We start from the raw sequence: 19,114 nt of genomic DNA, 5'->3' as shown, positions 1-19,114 counted from the left end.
CCTATGGGTTTGTCAGGTTTTCCCTGAGCTTGTTAGGGTGCTGCTTCTTTTGTTATCGGCGGCCGGCTCGAAGCCTGAATGTCAACTGGGGTTGGTAAATCTAGGCGTGATCGACCACTAGCGTTCGCGCTGGCGGCGAGAAGTGCGTTGTTCGGTGTATTTGTATTCTCCCTCGATGATTTGGCCCTTGGCGGTGGTGTCATGCTCCGCTCGTTTGCGCTTCCGCCATTGGCGGCCGAACCACCAGATACGGACATAAAGAATAATCGCGGCCAAGGCCAGCAGGCCGAGGAGTGCTGCAAACAAAAAAGCACCGATAAACACCGCAGCCGTCAGCAGCAGCACTGCCCCGATGAGGCTTAGTATTTGTAAGAAAGGGTTGCGGGAGAGCGCCCTTGTTTGACCGTTGAGTTGGTTCATACGTGCTGCCTGAATAGTGGGTATTTGACAGGGTACCGACCAAATCCACCCTAGGTTTGATTCGGCTCGCTGCCTTTGAGGGCCACCAAAAAGCGATTTTTCAGCGGCCTGCTAATGCGGTTTTATTGGCAATGTGGTCTTTCGACAAGGGAGGGGGGAGCGTATCGCGGCAAACGCGGCAAGAGGTTACCGCTACGGCGGCGGGTGGCTCCGCCGTAGCGCAAGGTTGGTTTGTGTTATTTATAGGGCGATAGAGCGCATGAAGGCTTCTTCGTCGGATGAGCTGGTGCTGTTGCTACCCGCCTCGCGCTTCTCATGGCTTTCGCCATGAAAGCGTCCGCCCGAGGCAATGACAAGCTCGTTGCTAAAGATCTCCCCGGTCACGCAGCCGTTGGCCAAGATCTCAACGCGTTCGCACTCGATCTTGCCGCGAGCATGGCCGCTGATGCGAAGGCAACGGGCTTGCAGTGTGCCGTCGAAGCTGCCTTCGTCGCCGATGGTCACATCGTTACTGGTTTCTATGCCGCCAACTAAAATACCATCGAGCTGCAACTCGCCTGCCGGCTTTAGTTCGCCGTCGATACGGGTTCCAGAAGCGATAATCGTTGTCCCGGCATGTTGGCTTTTCTTTTTACCGCTTGTGCTAGTGAATCCCATTGCACCTGGTTCTCCTTTTCAAACAACGTTTCGTAGTTGTCCAGACTCCATTCCAGGAATGGTTTAGGGTCTAAGCGGCGGTGAATGTGTCGAACCTCGTAGTGGAGGTGAGGGCCGCTGACCATGCCTGTCGCGCCACTATGGCCGATCAGGTCGCCTTTCTTAACAAACTCGCCGGTCTTGACTTTAATACTATCAAGATGCCCGTAGTAAGTATTAAAGCCCAAATTATGCTGCAAAATAATGAGATTTCCGAGGCCGCTGTTTTGGTGGTAAGCGGCCCATTCGACAACGCCGTCGGCGGTGGCGTAGACAGGCGTCCCCGTGGAGGCGCGAAGGTCGATACCGGCGTGGAAGCGACGATCGCCGCGTACCGGATGGGTACGCCAGCCATAGGGGCTGGTAACGCCGCGCCGCTCGACCGGAAAGCCGTTCGGAATGCTTTGCAGCATGATCATTTTCTCCAGCGCGGTTTGGCTGGCCGCATCGAGACGACTGTGGATGTCGATTTCCGGTGTCGGCTCCAGGCCGATAAGCATTTCGATATGACCAAGCTCGTCGCTGACTTTTGTCAGCTCCGCACTTTTCGATTGGAACTCGGTGAGCAGCTTTTGGTAATCGGCATGTACCTTCTCGCGCCGCTCCTCAAGTTGACGGATATCGCCGCTGAGCGTCCCGACTTGACCGCTTAGCCAGAAGATAACCGCCGCCCCGATAACCAGAGTCGCGAACACCGCCGCCACCACGCCGATGGCATACGTCTTCACGATCTGGCTCAGCGTAAAGTGGCGAGCCCCCGAAAGTCAGTAATTGTTAGTGTAAAACGCTCACGCACAATCAAGCCTTCCCGATCAGGGGCACACCCGTTTGTACTAAGGTGATCCCCCGATTGTTGTTCTTGAAAACCGCCTCCGCCCTTGCGCAATCCGCGAAAACGGATTGCCGGTTGCGTTAAAAATGGCCTCAGCGGCTATTTTTGCGCAACCTGTTAAGGAGGCAGCGGGAATTAAACATTACCCAAGCCTCTTTAAAGGGCGGCATTCTTGTTCGCTATACGGGCTTACCCTTGTTTTTAAGGCCCGTATGTGGGGTCGTTGGATTGCGCCCGCACTTACTGCAGACGGCCGCGGTATTAGTTGCGGCGCGCTTCCAGCGCCTCCCAACGCGCGTAGGCGTCTTCCAGTGCCTGCTCAGTTTCAGCCAGCCTGGCTTGAGCGGATGTGATGGCCTCCGTCCCCTCACGGTATAGCTTGTCGTCAGCCAGAAGCTGGTGCAAATCGCTCAGTTCTGCTTCTAGTGTTTCGATCTGCTGCGGTAGAGCGTCGAGTTCCCGTTGTTCCTTATAACCTAATTTCGCTTTGCGTTCGGTGACAGGCTTCGGTTTTTCCGTCGTCGGCGCCGGCCCCTTCTTGCTGGGCTTTGGCGCGGCTGCCACCGGCTTTTGCCGCAGCCAATCGTCGTAACCTCCCACATATTCGTTAACGCGTCCTTCGCCTTCAAAGGCGAGCGTACTTGTCACGACATTGTTGAGGAAGGTGCGGTCGTGGCTGACGATTAACAAGGTTCCCGCATAGTCTATAAGCAGCTCTTCAAGTAGATCCAGCGTCTCGATATCCAAATCGTTGGTGGGTTCGTCCATCACCAACACATTGGCGGGTTGCGTAAATAACTTCGCCAATAACAGTCGGTTGCGTTCGCCGCCAGAGAGCGCTTTGACCGGAGTGCGCGCCCGCTCCGGCGGGAATAGAAAGTCTTGCAAGTAGCCCATGATGTGTTTGGGCTTACCGTTGACAACGACTTTTTCGCTACCCTCACCAACGTTATCGGCCACCGTGGCGTTTTCCTGAAGGGCTCCGCGCATTTGATCGAAATAGGCGATCTCTAATTTGGTGCCGAGGCGAACCGAGCCCTGTTCCGGCGTTAGCCGGCCTAGCAGGATATTCAGCAAAGTGGTTTTGCCGGCGCCATTGGGGCCGACGATGCCGATTTTGTCGCCACGCATGATGGTGGTCGAAAAATCCTTGATCAGCGGGCGGCCGTCGTAACTGTGACTGATATCGATCGCTTCGCAGACGAGTTTCCCCGAGCGGTCGGCGTCTTGCAATTGAATGTTGGCTTTACCCGTAAGCTCGCGGCGCTGGCGGCGCTCTTCGCGCATGGCCTTTAACGCTCGCACGCGGCCTTCGTTACGCGTACGACGCGCTTTGATACCTTGCCGTATCCAGGCTTCTTCCTGCGCCAGCTTCTTGTCGAACAGCGCTTGCTGATTGGCTTCCGCCTCAAGCTGCGCCTCTTTTCGCTGCAAATACGTATTGTAGTCGCCTGGCCAGCTGCTTAACTGACCGCGGTCAAGCTCGACGATTCGGGTTGCCAGCTTCTGCAGGAACATCCGGTCGTGGGTGATAAACAACAGGGTACCGCCATAGCTGAGCAAGAACTCTTCCAACCAACGGATGGCCTCGATATCGAGGTGATTAGTCGGTTCGTCCAACAGTAACAGATCAGGTTCGCGAACTAACGCCTGCCCAAGCAGTACCCGTCGCTTTAGCCCGCCCGAGAGCGCACTAAACTCGGCTTCGGCCGGTAAGCCGAGCCGCGAAATAACGGTTTCTACTTTATTTCGCGCATCCCAACCGCCGCTGGCTTCGAGTTGGTGTTGTACGCGTTCTAATTCGGCTAGCCGTTCTTCGCTCGGATCGCTCGCTAATGCTTGGCTAATCTGGTGGTATTTGGCCAGCAAAGGGGCCGTATCGCCAAGGCCTTCGGCAATCACCTGAAAAACAGGCCCGGACGTTCCCAGGGGAACCTCTTGTGTCAGTCGAGCGACGTGGGCACTCGGGGGGAAACGGATCTCGCCTTCGTCGGGCGTAATATCGCCGCTGACGACTTTTAGCAATGTCGATTTGCCGCTGCCGTTGCGGCCGACTAAGCAGACCCGCTCGCCGCGCTCGAGCTGCATGTCGACCTTATCCAGTAGCGGAGGACCGCCGAAGCTAACGCTGATGCCTTGGAGTCGAAGTAACACGGTTGATAACCACTGAGCGATTGGGAACCCGATCGAAGCGCATAGTGTACCAGCGTCTCGGCTTTTGTTCTGCCAGTGGAACCTTTTTGTTGGTATTTCCGTGTTAACTGATGTGGGGATTCTAATGAGGATGTGCTGTGGCTGAAGGCGTGGAGCGGGGATTGGCGCAACGGCGTGCCTTGAAACGGGCGGCGCAAACCATGCTGGATACCGGGCGGCTGGGGCTTGCCGTGTCCGTGGACAGCGCCTGGGCGTGTGTTGAAACGTTAGCGACTGCGTCGGCAGGGCATGACGCCGCGAGCTTGTGGCTAGATGAGCTGCAAGCGCGGGATCCGGCCACGCATGTACATTCGCTTAATGTCTGCCTTATGACCTTGGCGTTTGGTCGCTATCTCGGGCTCGATAGAGACGAGTTGGAGCAAGCGGCCTTGGGCGCATTGCTGCACGATATCGGAAAGTTGCACACGCCGCTCGATATCTTAAATAAGCCAGGGGCATTAAGCTCCGAAGAGTTCGCTGTTTTGCGGCGTCATCCGGAGGATGGTTATCGCTTGTTGCGGGAGTGTAGGCAATTACCGCCTATAGCGCTCTCGGTTGTGCGCGACCATCATGAGCGGGTTGACGGTAGCGGCTATCCGCGCGGTTTATGCGGAAGCCGAATCCATACAGCCGTGATGGTGACCGCGGTTGCCGATGTGTATGAAGCGATTACCAGCGATCGGTGTTACCGCTCGGCGATGACGCCGCAGCAAGCCGTACGAATTCTGCAGGCCGGCGCCAAGCATTATGGGCGTGACCTCATTCAGGAATTCGTTCACTTTCTCGGCGTTTATCCCGACGGTAGTTTGGTGGAGTTGACCAGCGGGGCGTTGGCCGTGGTTATACGACGCCAGCGCTTGAGTACCGAAGCACCGGTCGTCTTGCAGTTGCGCGAGCCCGACGGCACGGTATGCGATCACCGTTTAGTGGATCTGGCGCTTTTAGAGAATGTACCGGGTTGGCAAATAAAGCGCACGGTCGAGCCTGCCGAAGTGGGGATCGATACGGTGCCTGCCGCGGCCGACGGCGCGGAGCTGTTAATGGCGTGAGGGCGTTGCCATTGCGGCTAGTTAGGCCGTGTGCTGCTTCCGCTATCCCGCGAAGCATAATAAAAAAGCCGGCTTGAAGCCGGCTTTTTACTTAAAACGGACTGCCGATCTTACCAGCGGGCCCGCTGCGGGCGCGGAGCGCGCTCTTGAGCTTCGTTGATGCGCAGCGTGCGGCCGCCCATGTCACGGCCGTTAAGCTCCGAAATGGCCTGCAGCGCTTCGCTGTCATCCATCTCGACGAAGCCGAAACCGCGCGGACGGCCGGTTTCACGGTCGGAGATAAGTTTTACGGAACTAACGGCACCGTAGGCTTCAAACAGGCCGCGGACCTCGTCTTCCGTGGCGGTAAACGGCAGGTTGCCTACATAGATCGACTTCATAATCGTGTTCACTCTTCAACATGCAATGGCTCCGTACTGGAGCCTGATCTACTAAACGGCGCCCTTAACGAATAAAGACGCTCTCTCAGGTCGCTCCGGTCTCTCCATCCAGCTTCCGGTCAGCGATAGCGCAGCCGCAAGCGCCGGTAAAGAATCTCGTTCGACCAAATGCAGAATACGCCTAGTTAGGGGTGAAGTACACATATATTTTTTCGATCAAATCCGCTTTTTTTAGCCTAGTTCTCTATGTGGTTTTTTCTACTGCGGCTATCGCTGTTTCTCTTGCGGCCAAACAACACTTTCCAGCATCCTGCTAGCTGGCTCCTTATGCCGTATAGTGGAGGCCTATCGCAGGGGAGGAGCGAGCATATGACGGCAACGGTAAATGAGGCGCCTTATGCCAATCTCGGACCGGAGCAGGTATTGGCTGCCGTCGAGGCAACTGGTTATCGCTGCGACGGACGCCTGCTTGCGCTGAACAGTTATGAAAATCGGGTTTACCAAATCGGCATCGAGGACGAATCGCCCTTGGTCGGTAAGTTCTATCGACCCGAGCGTTGGAGCGACGCTGCCATTTTAGAGGAGCATGCCTTCGCGCAAGAGCTGGCGGAGCGGGAAATTCCCGTGGTCGCCCCTTTAGCGACCGACGGGCGCACACTGCACGAGTTCGAGGGCTACCGGTTTGCGCTCTACCCCCGCCGCGGCGGGCGTTGGCCCGAGCTGCAAGAAGCCGACGACAGGCTTTGGGTGGGGCGCTTTCTTGGACGCATCCACGCGGTCGGGTCGGTACGTGCCTTCGAGCACCGGCCCGTGCTCAGTGTGGCGAGTATGGCCGAAGAGCCGGTCGCGTACTTGTTGCAGCATAACGTTATCCCGGCTGAGCTGCGCGTGCCCTACACCAGCCTGCTGGACGACTTATTAGTGCGTATCCGAGCGAGTTTCGAGCGGGCCGGGGAATGCGCGCAGATTCGCCTGCACGGCGACTGCCATTTGGGCAATATCCTCTGGACAGACGCCGGGCCACATTTCGTCGATCTCGATGACTGCCGGATGGGGCCGGCGATACAGGATTTATGGATGTTACTCTCCGGCGATCGTATGGAGCAGGCCCTGCAACTGTCCGATATCGTCGAAGGCTATGAAGAGTTCTACGAGTTCAATCGCCGCGAGCTGCATCTTGTCGAAGCGTTACGAACGTTGCGGATTATCAATTACGCCGCTTGGTTAGCCCGCCGCTGGGACGACCCCGCCTTCCCGCAGGCGTTCCCGTGGTTCGACTCGCCGCGGTTTTGGGAGGAGCATATCCTGAGCCTGCGCGAGCAGGCCGCCTTGCTCGACGAGCCGCCGTTACAGATATGAGGCGGGCGCTGCGCGAGAGCCGTCCGGCGCGGCTAGCGACGCCGGACGGCGAGTTAAACTTCGTCATTCGCTACAGCCGTCGCCGCAGTCTAGGGCTGTACGTCTACGCCGACGGACGTGTCGAGGTGCGGGTGCCTTTCGCCTGCGACGAGCATGTCGCGATGGATTTTCTGCAACGGCGCCTATCCTGGGTGATGGCAAAACGCGCGGAGTTTGCCGAGCGTCCCAGGCCGCCGCAGCCCGAGTATCGTTCCGGAGCGCAGCATTTATATTTAGGCGAGAGGCTTACGCTTAAATTGCAATACGCCGCTCGACCTCAGGTGTGGTTAACGGACGATCGTTTAACGATCGCAGCACGAGATATCGCCGAGCCGGAAAAGGTAGAACAGCGACTCTGGGCTTGGTATCGCCGAACAGCCGAGGCGCTGTTTCCCGAGCGATTGGCGCTGGGTGTGGCGCGGATGCATGCCTACGGTATCGTGCAACCACCGCTCAAGATTCGTCGCATGCGTAGTCGTTGGGGAAGTTGTTCCCGTCGCGGATCGATCACACTTAACTTAGACTTGATCCGGTATCCGCTAGCGTGTCTGGATTACGTCATTGCCCATGAGCTGTGCCATTTGTTGGAGTTTAATCACAGCCCGCGGTTTTACCGTCTCCTCGATGCGACAATGCCGGATTGGCGTACGTACAAAATGCATTTAACGAACGGCGACCCGGCGCGCCCTATCGACTAGCCGCTTGATTGCCGAGAGAGCCGATAAGCGATAGCGATTTTGGCATGAGCATGCATAAGAACGAAGAAGGAGCCTGCAAGGGATGGTTCTCTTTCGCAGCCTGCCGAGGCTTATAAAGCCCACGGCTTTTACTGTAGTCGCCTCGCTGCCCATGGGGTTGGCAGCGGAAGAATTCCGAACGGAACTCGACCCGTTAATGGTAACCCCGCCGCGCTTGGACATCGACCCGATGGACTCTCCCTTCGCTGTCGACGTGTTGGATATGCCGCTGATCCAGCGCGGGGCACAGGATTTGGATCTCAGCGAAGCGCTAGATCGCGTCCCCGGGCTGTTTACGCAGAATCGCTATAACCAGGCGCAAGGCCTGCGTATGTCGATACGCGGCTTCGGTGCCCGGGCGGCGTTCGGTGTCCGCGGCGTGCGGGTGATGTTGGACGGCATTCCGCTGACCTTGCCGGACGGCCAAACGCAGCTGGACGGCTTGGACATGACGCTGCTAGACCGAATGGAAGTCATTCGCGGGCCGTTTTCCGCTGCGTACGGTAACGCCTCGGGCGGCGTGGTGCACATGGTCACGCAGGACGCTCCGGAGGAGCCGTTCGTTACGGTCCGGGGGCAAACGGGTGCCTATGGCTTACGCGAGTTAGCCCTGCGCGGCGGTGTAACCCCAGGCGATTGGAATCTCTTCGGCGGTGTGCGCGGCGTACAGCGCGATGGCTACCGCGACCACAGCGAGTCCGAAAGCTACAGCCTTTACGGCAAGGCGCGCTACAACTTCAACGACACCGCCTCCCTGACCACGATCGTTAACGCCTCGCGCCGAGAAGCGGACGACCCCGGCGGTTTAACCAGAGCCGAATGGCGCGAGGATCGCCGTCAAGCCGCAGGCGGCAACGAAACTTTTAACGCCGGAGAAAAGGTCGACCAACAACGCTTGGCGTGGATCTTCCGCGACGATATGCACAACGGCGACAGCCTCGTCGCCCGTGCCTTCGTCGGTCGGCGCGATTTCGAAAATCGCCTCCCGTTTCCGGGCGGCGGGCAGGTCGCCTTTGACCGCTTATTCAGCGGCGTCGGCCTGCAATACACCTTCGACCGCCAATGGTGGGGCCGCAGCAGCCGCTTGGTGTTGGGGATCGACGCCGAGCACCAGCGCGACGATCGGCAGCGTTACGATAACAACAACGGCGTGCGCGGCGCGCAGACGCTGGATCAGGAGGAAACCGTCGCCAACATCGGCGTTTACCTAGAGAACGAACTGGCCGTTACCGATCGCTTTACCCTGACTCTGGGTGGCCGCTACGACCAAGTGCGTTTGGAAGTGGAAGACGCGTTTGCCGACGATCCTGCGGACGACGCATCCGGCACCCGTACGCTCGATGAGCTCAGCTGGATGATAGGCGGCAGCTTTGCCCTTACCGCGCAACATCGGCTGTACGGAAACGTCGCCACGGTATTCGAAACGCCCACCACTAACGAACTGGCCAACCCCGCCGGGCGCGGTTTCAACCCGGATTTGGAATCGCAAACCGCGGTTAACTACGAGTTAGGCCTGAAAGGCGAGTTAGGAGGGCGTCTCGACTACGACTTGGCCGTGTTCACGATTCGCCTACGCGACGAACTGGTGCCCTTCGAGCTGGCGGGGGAGGATGGCCGAACGTACTACCGCAACGCCGGACGCTCTCGTCGCGACGGTTTCGAAGCGAGTGTTAATTGGTGGTTTTGGGAGCCGTTACGGTTAAGTGCCGCATACGCCTACTCCGATTTTTACTTTCGCGACTTCGAAGAGGAGGTGGATGACGCCTTACTCGATCACTCCGACCGTTATATCCCCGGCATTCCGCAGGACCAACTGTTTGTCGAGTTAGCCTACGACGGTACGCGCCGTTTCGCCGCTATCGGTGCGCAGTACGTCGGGCGGATGTATGCCGACAATGCTAACCAAGAGCGTGTCGGAGGCTATGCGCTGGTAAATGCTCGCGTAGGGCAGCAATTGTCGCTCGGCGGCGCGGGCGATTGGCAGTGGTTCGCGGGTGTAAACAATATCTTCGATCGCGATTATGCGACGAATGTCAGAATCAACGCTAACAGGCAGGCATATTACGAGCGCGCCGGAGCGGTATTGGTTTGTGGGTGTAGAGGCGACGTTTTGATGAAAAGGTTGTTGAACTTTTTCAGCGGTCGGCGTCTTAACGAGTAAGCGCCAGTGCCCGGCGCGGCCCGTCACCCCCCCCCTTTTTTTGACGGGCCAGTCCGGCTTTCCCAAAAGCCGGCACTCACCCGGGTCCTCCCCCCAGCGGGGCCCGGCTTTTTTTGTTCATGGCGGGACAGTCGCTCCCGTTCGGTGCGCTGTTCTCACGTTCTCTTAGCGTTTTCGATCTATGCCTGCCGAGAACCAATCCGGTTCAGATACTCGCACTAACTGCCGGCACTGGAAGCTAACCAGGGCAAAACAACTACCCCGCCAAACCATGACGAACAAAAAAAGCCCGTGCTGTTGCACGGGCTTTTTTCAGCGTAGCGGCTTTAGCTTGCCGCTCGCGAAGCACGTTTGCGTTCGTGCTCTTTCAAAAGCTTCTTACGCAAGCGGATAAAGCTTGGCGTGACTTCGACCAGCTCGTCGTCATCGATAAACTCCAGAGCCTGCTCCAGCGTTAAATCGATCGGCGGCGTGAGCGTGAGGTTCTCGTCCGTACCGGCGGCGCGGACGTTCGTGAGCTGTTTGGCCTTCAACGGGTTGACCACCAAGTCGTTTTCCCGCGAGTGAATGCCGATAAGCATGCCTTCGTAAACTTCAACGCCATGGCCGATGAACAGCTTGCCGCGCTCCTGCAAGTTGAACAGGGCGTAAGCCAGGGCTTTGCCGGGGCCGTTGGCGATCATGACGCCGTTAATGCGGCTTCCGAAGCTGCCCGGTTTGTAGGGGCCGTAATGGTCGAAGACGTGGTACAGCAGACCGGTGCCCGAGGTGGCCGTCATGAACTCGGTGCGGAAGCCAATGAGGCCGCGCGAGGGGATGATGAAATCCATCCGCACGCGACCCTTGCCGTCCGGCACCATGTCCTGCAACTCGCCGCCACGCTCGCCGAGTTTCTCCATGACGGAGCCTTGGCTGCTTTCTTCAACGTCGACAGTCAGTTGTTCGTAGGGCTCTTGCCTGGCACCGTCGATTTCACGAACGATGACCTCAGGGCGCGAAACGCCCAGCTCGTAGCCCTCGCGGCGCATGTTCTCGATCAGAATCGACAAATGCAGCTCGCCGCGCCCGGAGACACGGAACTTGTCCGGATCGTCGGTTTCTTCAACGCGCAGGGCCACGTTGTGAACGAGCTCTTTCATCAAACGCTCGCGAATCTGCCGCGAGGTGACGAACTTGCCGTCGCGGCCGGCGAACGGTGAGTTGTTAACCTGGAAGGTCATGCTCACTGTCGGCTCGTCGACGGTCAGCGGCGGCAGTGCCTCTGGCGTGTTCGGGTCGGTCAGCGTGTCGGAAATATTCAGTTTTTCCAAACCCGTGAAGGCAATGATGTCGCCCGCTTGCGCTTCCGCCACTTCCACCCGCTCCAGGCCGTGAAAGCCGAGGATCTGCAAGATACGGCCATTGCGTTGCTTGCCGTCGCGGTCGACCACGGTGACTTGGGTATTGGTTTTCACCCGGCCGCGCTTAATGCGGCCGATGCCGATGACGCCCACGTAGCTGTTGTAGTCCAGCGAGGAAACCTGTAGCTGGAAGGGGCCGTCAACGTCGACCGCCGGTGGGCTAACCCTGTCGACGATCATTTGAAACAGCGGCGTCATGTCGCCGTCGCGCGCGTCCGGATCGTCGCTGGCATAGCCGTTTAACGCCGAAGCGTAAACGACCGGGAAGTCCAGCTGCTCGTCGTCGGCGCCGAGCCGGTCGAACAGGTCGAAGGTTTGGTCCAGCACCCAGTCCGGACGGGCGCCGGGGCGGTCGATCTTGTTGATGACAACAATGGGTTTGATGCCTTGTTCCAGCGCTTTCTGGGTGACGAAGCGGGTTTGCGGCATAGGCCCGTCAACGGCATCGACCAGCAACAGCACCGAGTCCACCATCGACATCACGCGCTCGACCTCGCCGCCGAAGTCGGCGTGGCCCGGGGTGTCGACGATGTTAATGCGGTAATCGTTCCATTTGATGGCCGTGTTTTTGGCCAGAATGGTAATGCCGCGCTCTTTCTCGATGTCGTTGGAGTCCATGACCCGTTCGCCTAAGTTGGCGCGGGCATCGAGTGTGCCGGACTGTTGCAGGAGTTTGTCGACGAGGGTGGTTTTGCCATGGTCGACGTGCGCGATAATGGCAATGTTACGAAGATTCTCGATCACGGTATTGTCTCGAAACGTAAACGTGTCTGGCAAATCGTACGGCTGCGGTGTGACATTTGTACCAACACCGCAGCCGCCTGAGGTCAGGAGGCTTGCGTGCGAGCCGGACGCTTGCCGCGGAAACCGCCAGGTTTACTGTTGCGCGTATCGCGGGCGCCGCCGTTGCGCGGCGGGCGACGATTGCCGCCTGGGCGCTTGTTGCCCGGTCGGCCGCGGCCGTTGCCGAGGCGCGGTTCCGGTCGGCTCGGTTCCAGGCCGTCGATGATAGAACGCTCCAGCTGCTTCCCGGTTAACCGCTCGATACGGCTGAGTTTGACCCAATCGTCGGGTCCGACCAAGGAAATCGCGGTGCCCGAAGCGCCGCCTCGACCCGTGCGCCCAATACGGTGCACATAGTCTTCGGCATGCGTCGGCAAGTCGTAGTTAACGACGTGGCTCAGGCCCTTAATGTCCAAACCGCGAGCGGCGACGTCGGTGGCCACCAGCACTTTGATCTGCTGACGGCGCAAACGTTCCACCGTGCGGCGGCGATGGTGCTGACTCATATCGCCGTGCAAGGCCGCGCTGCGGTGTCCCGCATCCTGGAGGTCTTGCGCCAGCATGTCCGCCGCCCGTTTGGTGGCGGTGAAGATGATGGCCTGGTTTAACTCGTCGGCCGACAAAATGTGTTGCAACAGTTTGTCTTTATGCCGGCGGTCGTCGGCTTGGTGAACCTGCTCGGTGATCGAGGCGTGCTGTACGCGTACCCCGGCTACCTGGACCCGTTCCGGCTCCTTCAGCAGGCGCTGTGCGATGCGCTGAATGTTGCCTTCCAGGGTGGCGGAGAACAGTAGCGTTTGCCGCGAGTCCGGCGTTTCCGCTGCGATTTTCTGTACCGCATCGACAAAGCCCATATCCAACATCCGATCGGCTTCGTCGAGTACCAGCAGCTCCAAGCGGGAGAAATCGACCCGTCCGCGTTCCATATGGTCGAGCAGACGGCCAGGCGTTGCCACCAGCAAATCCAGCGGTGCGCGCAGTAAACGCTGCTGCGGCGGGTACGGGACGCCGCCAACGATGGAGCCGGAACGCAGCTTGGTGTGTTGGCCGAGTTGGCGAATCGCATCGGTGACCTGAGTGGCCAACTCGCGGGTCGGTGTGAGTACCAGCACGCGCGGGCCGTGGCCTTGACCTTCGGAAGGCGTCATCAGGCGGTGCAAAGCCGGCAGCACGAATGCGGCGGTTTTGCCGGTGCCGGTTTGAGCGGAGGCCATCAGGTCGCGGCCGCTAAGGGCGACAGGGATGGCTTCGCGTTGAATATCGGTAGGTTTGGTAAAACCGGCGGCGGACACCGCCTCAATAAGAGCAGGGTGTAACTGAAGTTCTGTAAACGACACTGACTATCCTCGGCCGCTGCGCGCGGCGTAACACAAAAACAGGATGTGCCGAACACGCGCAAGGCGCAGAGCTCGCGTTGGAGGGGATAAGGAACCGCTTGGGGAACCAGTCCGCTAGTTTTCGGCACGTGGTTGCCTATTGCAACCCAGGAACGCCGCCAACCAGGAAACCGGTAAGTAATAATGGTCAGAGACGTGAACTCAATCTGCTATCGGCAGAGAGGGAGGCACTATACGGCAGGAGCGGGAAGAATGCTAGTGGTCGTTTGAGATGTATTTCCTAATGCCGTTGCTACAGAGATGAGAGTTTCGTCATAAAGAGGCTAGATTCTCGAAAGGGGTGTGCTAATCTGCTCAATGTGCCGTTGTGTATCGATAACAATACTATTTTAGATAGTGTGTTGCGTGGCGGCACTGTTTTACGAAGGATGCCTACACATAAAGAGTAGAAGAAGAGCTCGTAATGAACAGGGTGTTCTGCCGGAATGGGCGCATAAAAAAGGTCATACAGGCCTCGATTCGCTCTCCTGGCTGCGAGTCGCCGACAATAGCGAGGAGAATATAATAATGAAGCTTTCATCCAAACGGATGCTGGCAGCGATATTTATTGGTGTGCCACTGGCCCTAACCGGTTGCGGTGGTAGTAGTTCCAGCTCTAGCAGTCCAACCCCGGCAACGGCTTTGTTCGATCTGTCGGGCGATCCGGACAAACTGCCTTACCCGACTAACCTTCTGTTCAACGGTACCGACGACGGGACGCTGAACATCCCCAATGCCCTGGGCTTGGATATCATTGACGAGCTTAACCGTTTGGACGGTTGGTCCACCGTCGCGCCGGTGAAGATTCCGTTTGATTATGCGATCGATCCGGAGAGTCTGGACGGTAACGTACACGTGATACGCACGACGATGGTCTCGCCGGGGACTGCGGCGGTGTTGGCTGAGGCGTTGCAGAAGGAAGATCCCGGGGACGCGATCGACTACATCAACCATGCCGTCGGCCAGGGCCTGCATCAGCCGTTGGCAGGGCATCAGGTGCCCTTGGCATCGTTCACCTGTGACGAACCCGTCACCGATCAGTTCAAAGTCACCGTTGCCGCTACTCAGGACGATTTGGTTTTACTCAAGCCGATCGAGCCGCTGGGAGCAGCGGATGACTTGGCGTGTCTGCCGCTGGACGCAGCGATGCTGATTAATGGCACAAGCTTGGGGTGGGATGCCTTCTCTAATGGTTATATCCCGGTGGTCACTAAGGCTGTGAAAAGCATCGACGGCGGCGAGGTGCGAGCATCCGACACCTATGCAGCGTTGGCGCTGGGCAATGGCGACGAGCTGCCGGCAACGTTAGTGCCGCTGGCGCCGTTGTATCAAGCGATTAACGCTGCCTTGGCGAGCGCGGGTATACCGGTCGGCAATTCCGTCGTCAGCTTCGCCTTCAGTACCCAGTCCGTCACCGACGGCCTGGATAAGGTGGCCGAGCAGGTGACTTTGCGTCCTCTCGTTGACGCGACGGAGGTGGAAGCGCTTAGTAATCCGCTGTTCAAGGTGTTTAAAGGGCGTTTGGCGGAGGTGCCTTATTATCTCAATAACAAGCCGGGCGAAACTCACTCGACCGACGCTTCCGTCTTAACCGGCCACTGGACGACCGAGGATGGCAAGCCGGTGACCCGGTTTACCGAGGGGCCTCATGCGGTCCAACACTTGGATATTCCGGTGTTGATCACTATTCCCGCGGCTGCGGAGGATAACGACTCCGTACCGGTTGTGATTTACCAGCACGGCTTGACCAGCAACCGCGGCGCTATGCTACAGCTGGCTGACAAATATGCTGTTGAAGGTTGGGCCACCATTGCTATCGATCACCCACTGCATGGCTTGCTCGAAAACGACGATCTATGGCTTTTGCTAGGCACGGCTTATGAGCGCCATTTCTTCCTCGATTTGACTGGCAATGGCGAAGCCGACAGTTCCGGCGCCAACTTCACCCCGGTTTCGCCGGAGACCCAGCGCGACAACCGCCGTCAGTCGGTGGCCGACCTGCTACATTTGTTGGCGAGCCTCGACGACATGGACTTTGACGGGGTGAAACTCGATAGCGAGCGCGTCAGCTTCGTGGGCATCTCCATGGGCGGCATTGTCGGCTCGATGCTGGCGGGTGTGGCCGGCGATCAGATTCAGGCTTACGCGTTTAACGTTCCCAGCGGCGGCATGGGCAAAATGTCCGAAGGTTCGCCCGCATTTGCCGGGGTTGTTCGCAGTGGCTTGAGCGAGCGGGGCCTGACGCCAGGAATGCAGTTGTACGAGGATTACCTCAACATGATGCAGCAGGCACAAGACGCGGGCGACCCCATCAACTTCACGGCACGGGTGCGCGATAGCGATGCAGCTGTGTTCATGGTGGAAATGATCGGCGATTTATCGCTCGGCAACATTCCTGACGTGGTCGTGCCCAACGATGTGGTGAATTCGCCGGCCTACAATATCGTCGCCGGCGGACAGCAAGTTGTCGAAACCGCTCCGTTGTCCGGTAGCACGCCGTTATGGCGGGCTATGGGCCTTGAGCCATTGTCGGCAGGCGAGGCAGAAGAGCGTCCGATTCGCCGCATCGTGCGTTATACGCATGGGCATCATGCTTCTCTGCATTATGACAATGCGGGAGCAGACGGCGTGGGGGATAAAACGGCTAAGGCCACAGCCGCGATCCAGCGGCAAACCGCTGAATTCTTGGTCAGCGAAACGCCTAAGCTGAAAATCCTTGCTGACGAAGAAAGCGTCATCGAGTAAGGCGATAACGCGTTCGTCTCGATTACAGGGCGGCCTTTGCAAGGCCGCCCTGTTTCGTTTCGCACCTGCGAATATCGTGTGTTTCTGGCCGTCGCTCTGCTATCCTGTGCGCTCTTCCAAGCACCTGCTAACGACGGCCTTATGAACCTGAAGAACCTGGAAAAACGCCTCACCTACCTGACCGCCAATGCGATCAAGGATTACCGCATGATCGAGGACGGCGACCGCATCATGGTGTGCCTGTCCGGCGGTAAGGATTCCTATACCCTATTGGACATGTTGCGTTTATTGCAGCAGCGGGCGCCGGTGCGGTTCGAGCTGATAGCGGTGAACTTGGATCAGAAGCAACCGGGTTGGCCGGAGCACATCCTGCCGGATTATCTGACCTCCCTCGGCGTGCCGTTTCGAATTCTGGAGCAGGATACGTATAGCGTCGTCAAACGTGTGTTGCCGGAAGGCAAAACGATGTGCTCCCTGTGCTCGCGGCTACGCCGCGGAGCCTTGTACGCGGCTGCGGCGGAAATGGGCGTTACCAAAATTGCCCTCGGCCATCATCGCGACGACATCCTCGCCACGCTGTTTCTCAACATGTTCTATGGCTCCAAACTGGCCGCCATGCCGCCCAAACTGCGCAGCAACGACGGCCGCCACGTCGTGATCCGCCCCTTGGCTTATGTGCCGGAAAAGTACACCGAGCGCTACGCCGAGCTCAAAGAGTTCCCCATTATTCCTTGCAACCTCTGCGGCAGCCAGGAGAATCTCAAGCGCAAGCGGATCGGCGAGATGTTGCGCCAGTGGGAGGAGGTCGAGCCGAAACGCCTGACCAATGTGTTTCGTTCTTTGCAGAACGTAAACCCGTCGCACCTGGCGGATACCGAATTGTTCGACTTCGAATCCCTGACGGGTGCTTTTACGCCGAACGGGGAAGGCGATCCTCTGGCGGAGATCGAGCAGCCGAGCCTCGGTCACTTCTCTCAACTGCCGAAGCCCGAGCCGGAAACCGATGTCTCCGACTGGTTGCCGGAGGAGGCGGAGTTGCGCGAACGGAGCGCCAACGAGTGAATCCGAGCCGCATCGGTCTTTATGCAAAAGCCTTTTGCCGTATTGATAGCGGCCGCTATTTATTTTTGGCCTTCGCGCCCGCGTTGAGCTGGATCGCGCAACTTAATTTAGGTTTGCTCGCCTTGCGCTTGCCGGTCGACCCGGTAGCGGAAGTGCTGTGGACGGCCTATGTGGTCGAGTCTTGGTTAGCCGCGGCCTTAGCGAGCGTCATTCCGGCCGTGATTCTCGGTTGGGCTGAGCCCGAACGCTGTTATTGGTATGGTGCCTTAATCGGTTTGACGGTGGCGGTCTGGGTCATGGCCGAGCCGGTCGTGTATCTGCTCTGGCTGGGGTGGGAAGCCTCTTATCTATGGATGGTCAGAGTCTGGGAGCTAATCGGCTTTATGGCTGTCATACCGTTGTGGTTGCTAACGATGAAGCGTTAGGAAGATATTAGGATGCATTGACGGCAACGTACCTAAAACATTCCCATGAGGGCGCCTGGCGGCATGAGCTTATGCGTCGGCATCCTCGCGATTAATTTTGAGAATAAAAATGAAGGACTATTTCACCCATCCGCGATTGCTTGTTGCCGCCTTGTGGCTGGTCATCATCTATATCGTCGGTTATCTGCTGTATATCGCGCAGAGCTTGATCATTCCGTTCGTGCTCGCGGTTTTTCTTTGGTATCTGGTTAATACCTTGGCCGGAATCTTCGGTCGAGTGAGGGTGGCGGGTTGGTCGCCGCCGCGATGGGTGCAATACCTATTCTCCGGTGCCACCTTACTGTTGGCGGTGAATCTGGTTATTAACATTATTACCAGCAGTGTCGGCGAGTTAGTGCAGGCAGCGCCGACTTACCAAGCAAACTTAAACCGCATGCTGGAGCAGTTGCAGGCCCGTTACGACTTTGTCGAGATTCCGGCGGCCTCGCAGCTATTGAACGAGTTGAATTTCGGTTCTTTGTTGCGTGGCTTGGCGGCAAGCTTCGGTAACCTGATCGGGAATGTCGGCTTGATTGCGGTTTATATGTTGTTTCTATTCTTGGAGCAGCGTTATATCGCCAGCAAGATCACGGCGGTTTCCGGGAACAAAGCGGCATTACAGCGTATCCGCACAGTGTTCTCGCAGATCGACCACGACGTTCGCACCTATGTTGGCATCAAAACCTTTGTTAGCGCACTAACGAGTGTCGCTGCGTGGATCATCATGTCGCTGGTGGGCTTGGATTTCGCCGCGTTTTGGGCGCTGCTCATCTTCGTGCTGAACTTCATCCCGAACATCGGTTCGTTGATTGCGACCAGCTTGCCCAGTCTATTGGCTTTGGTGCAGTTCGATACCCTGACACCGTTTTTGGTTATTGTGCTTGGCGTCGGTGCGATTCAGATGTTGGTGGGCAATGTGTTGGAGCCGAACCTCATGGGTAAATCGCTCAACGTTAGCCCCTTGGTGATCATCCTCTCGTTAGTGATCTGGGGCGTGCTATGGGGTATTCCCGGCATGTTCCTGTGCGTGCCGATCACCGTTGTGGTGATGATTATCCTTAATAATTTCGATAATACGCGGTGGTTAGCGTTGTTGTTGTCGCAGGATGGGCGGTTGAAAGATCGGGCTTGAGGGGGATGGTTGTTTTGTTGGGGTTGTTGTCTGGTGTGGGTGGTTTAGGTTGGTGCGCTGCGCGCGATTTGTTTAGATGGCGGGGTTCCGCCCCCGCGCGGCGGGAATCGGGCCTGCGCTTAATCGCTATTGCCTGTAGTGATGCATAACAGCCTGTTTCGCCCTCCTGGGCGAGTCCCTTTTGGCTCAGACCCTCCCTGGTCTTCGGCCTTCGGCTCGCTTAGCGCACCTCATTCGCTCCCGGCGAATGAGTCTTTGCGTCGCCAAAGAAAAGGAACCAAAAGAA

General features: G+C 57.9%; 15 protein-coding genes. 8 read left to right on the top strand and 7 right to left on the bottom strand.

Features of this window, described 5'->3' with window-relative positions; translation table 11 throughout:
- Positions 1–117 precede the first annotated feature (117 nt).
- The 4 genes from CAI21_RS17735 to CAI21_RS17720 all read right to left on the bottom strand — a co-directional run bounded on the left by CAI21_RS17735 (position 118) and on the right by CAI21_RS17720 (position 4,102).
- Positions 118–420, bottom strand: a complete 303-nt coding sequence (locus CAI21_RS17735) for a hypothetical protein (protein WP_116303516.1) — start codon at positions 418–420, stop codon at positions 118–120.
- A 240-nt stretch (positions 421–660) separates the two neighbouring features.
- The gene (locus CAI21_RS17730; RefSeq protein ID WP_258868988.1) at positions 661–972 is read right to left on the bottom strand and encodes a bactofilin family protein; all 312 of its coding nucleotides are present in this window, start codon (positions 970–972) and stop codon (positions 661–663) included.
- Between the two features lie 14 nt (positions 973–986).
- Entirely contained in the window at positions 987–1,844 is an 858-nt protein-coding gene (locus tag CAI21_RS17725; RefSeq protein ID WP_258868241.1) for a M23 family metallopeptidase, read from the bottom strand.
- Positions 1,845–2,209: 365 nt separating this feature from the next.
- Positions 2,210–4,102, bottom strand: coding sequence for an ATP-binding cassette domain-containing protein (locus tag CAI21_RS17720; protein ID WP_258868242.1), 1,893 nt, complete (start codon positions 4,100–4,102; stop codon positions 2,210–2,212).
- A 137-nt stretch (positions 4,103–4,239) separates the two neighbouring features.
- Here CAI21_RS17720 and CAI21_RS17715 point away from each other — a divergent pair, with 137 nt between their 5' ends.
- Entirely contained in the window at positions 4,240–5,190 is a 951-nt protein-coding gene (locus CAI21_RS17715) for an HD-GYP domain-containing protein (RefSeq protein ID WP_116303514.1), read from the top strand.
- Between the two features lie 110 nt (positions 5,191–5,300).
- On the opposite strand, the gene CAI21_RS17710 is transcribed toward CAI21_RS17715, so the two are convergent.
- Complete coding sequence (locus CAI21_RS17710) at positions 5,301–5,570, bottom strand: RNA recognition motif domain-containing protein (protein ID WP_116303513.1); 270 nt, start codon at positions 5,568–5,570, stop codon at positions 5,301–5,303.
- Between the two features lie 369 nt (positions 5,571–5,939).
- Here CAI21_RS17710 and CAI21_RS17705 point away from each other — a divergent pair, with 369 nt between their 5' ends.
- The 3 genes from CAI21_RS17705 (at position 5,940) to CAI21_RS17695 (ending at position 9,866) form a co-directional block, all read left to right on the top strand.
- Positions 5,940–6,929: a serine/threonine protein kinase gene (locus tag CAI21_RS17705; protein WP_116303512.1), complete on the top strand. Its 990-nt coding sequence runs from the start codon at positions 5,940–5,942 to the stop codon at positions 6,927–6,929.
- Positions 6,926–7,666 (top strand): M48 family metallopeptidase, encoded by a 741-nt coding sequence (locus tag CAI21_RS17700; protein ID WP_116303511.1) that lies wholly within the window; start codon positions 6,926–6,928, stop codon positions 7,664–7,666. The genes CAI21_RS17705 and CAI21_RS17700 overlap by 4 nt, the downstream gene beginning before the upstream one ends.
- An 82-nt stretch (positions 7,667–7,748) precedes the next feature.
- On the top strand, positions 7,749–9,866 hold the full coding sequence (locus tag CAI21_RS17695; protein ID WP_116303510.1) for a TonB-dependent receptor family protein: 2,118 nt from the start codon (positions 7,749–7,751) through the stop codon (positions 9,864–9,866).
- 326 nt (positions 9,867–10,192) lie between these two features.
- On the opposite strand, the gene typA is transcribed toward CAI21_RS17695, so the two are convergent.
- Both typA and CAI21_RS17685 read right to left on the bottom strand, forming a co-directional pair.
- Positions 10,193–12,010 (bottom strand): translational GTPase TypA, encoded by a 1,818-nt coding sequence (gene typA, locus CAI21_RS17690; RefSeq protein ID WP_116303509.1) that lies wholly within the window; start codon positions 12,008–12,010, stop codon positions 10,193–10,195.
- A gap of 83 nt (positions 12,011–12,093) precedes the next feature.
- Positions 12,094–13,386, bottom strand: a complete 1,293-nt coding sequence (locus CAI21_RS17685; RefSeq protein WP_116303508.1) for a DEAD/DEAH box helicase — start codon at positions 13,384–13,386, stop codon at positions 12,094–12,096.
- A gap of 567 nt (positions 13,387–13,953) precedes the next feature.
- Between CAI21_RS17685 and CAI21_RS17680 the strand changes: the two genes are divergently transcribed.
- The 4 genes from CAI21_RS17680 (at position 13,954) to CAI21_RS17665 (ending at position 18,828) form a co-directional block, all read left to right on the top strand.
- Positions 13,954–16,170 carry an alpha/beta fold hydrolase gene (locus CAI21_RS17680; protein WP_116303507.1) on the top strand — a complete coding sequence of 739 codons (2,217 nt, stop codon included), beginning with the start codon at positions 13,954–13,956 and terminating at the stop codon, positions 16,168–16,170.
- A 141-nt stretch (positions 16,171–16,311) separates the two neighbouring features.
- Positions 16,312–17,232 carry a tRNA 2-thiocytidine(32) synthetase TtcA gene (ttcA, locus tag CAI21_RS17675; RefSeq protein WP_116303557.1) on the top strand — a complete coding sequence of 307 codons (921 nt, stop codon included), beginning with the start codon at positions 16,312–16,314 and terminating at the stop codon, positions 17,230–17,232.
- The gene (locus CAI21_RS17670; RefSeq protein WP_116303506.1) at positions 17,229–17,657 is read left to right on the top strand and encodes a hypothetical protein; all 429 of its coding nucleotides are present in this window, start codon (positions 17,229–17,231) and stop codon (positions 17,655–17,657) included. The genes ttcA and CAI21_RS17670 overlap by 4 nt, the downstream gene beginning before the upstream one ends.
- A gap of 109 nt (positions 17,658–17,766) precedes the next feature.
- Positions 17,767–18,828 (top strand): AI-2E family transporter, encoded by a 1,062-nt coding sequence (locus tag CAI21_RS17665; RefSeq protein ID WP_116303505.1) that lies wholly within the window; start codon positions 17,767–17,769, stop codon positions 18,826–18,828.
- The last annotated feature ends 286 nt before the right edge of the window (positions 18,829–19,114 follow it).

This window comes from Alkalilimnicola ehrlichii, from assembly GCF_003399765.1.
GTDB lineage: Bacteria > Pseudomonadota > Gammaproteobacteria > Nitrococcales > AK92 > AK92.
The sequence above is the reverse complement of the archived record's forward strand: the minus strand, read 5'-3'. Positions and strand labels throughout refer to the sequence as shown.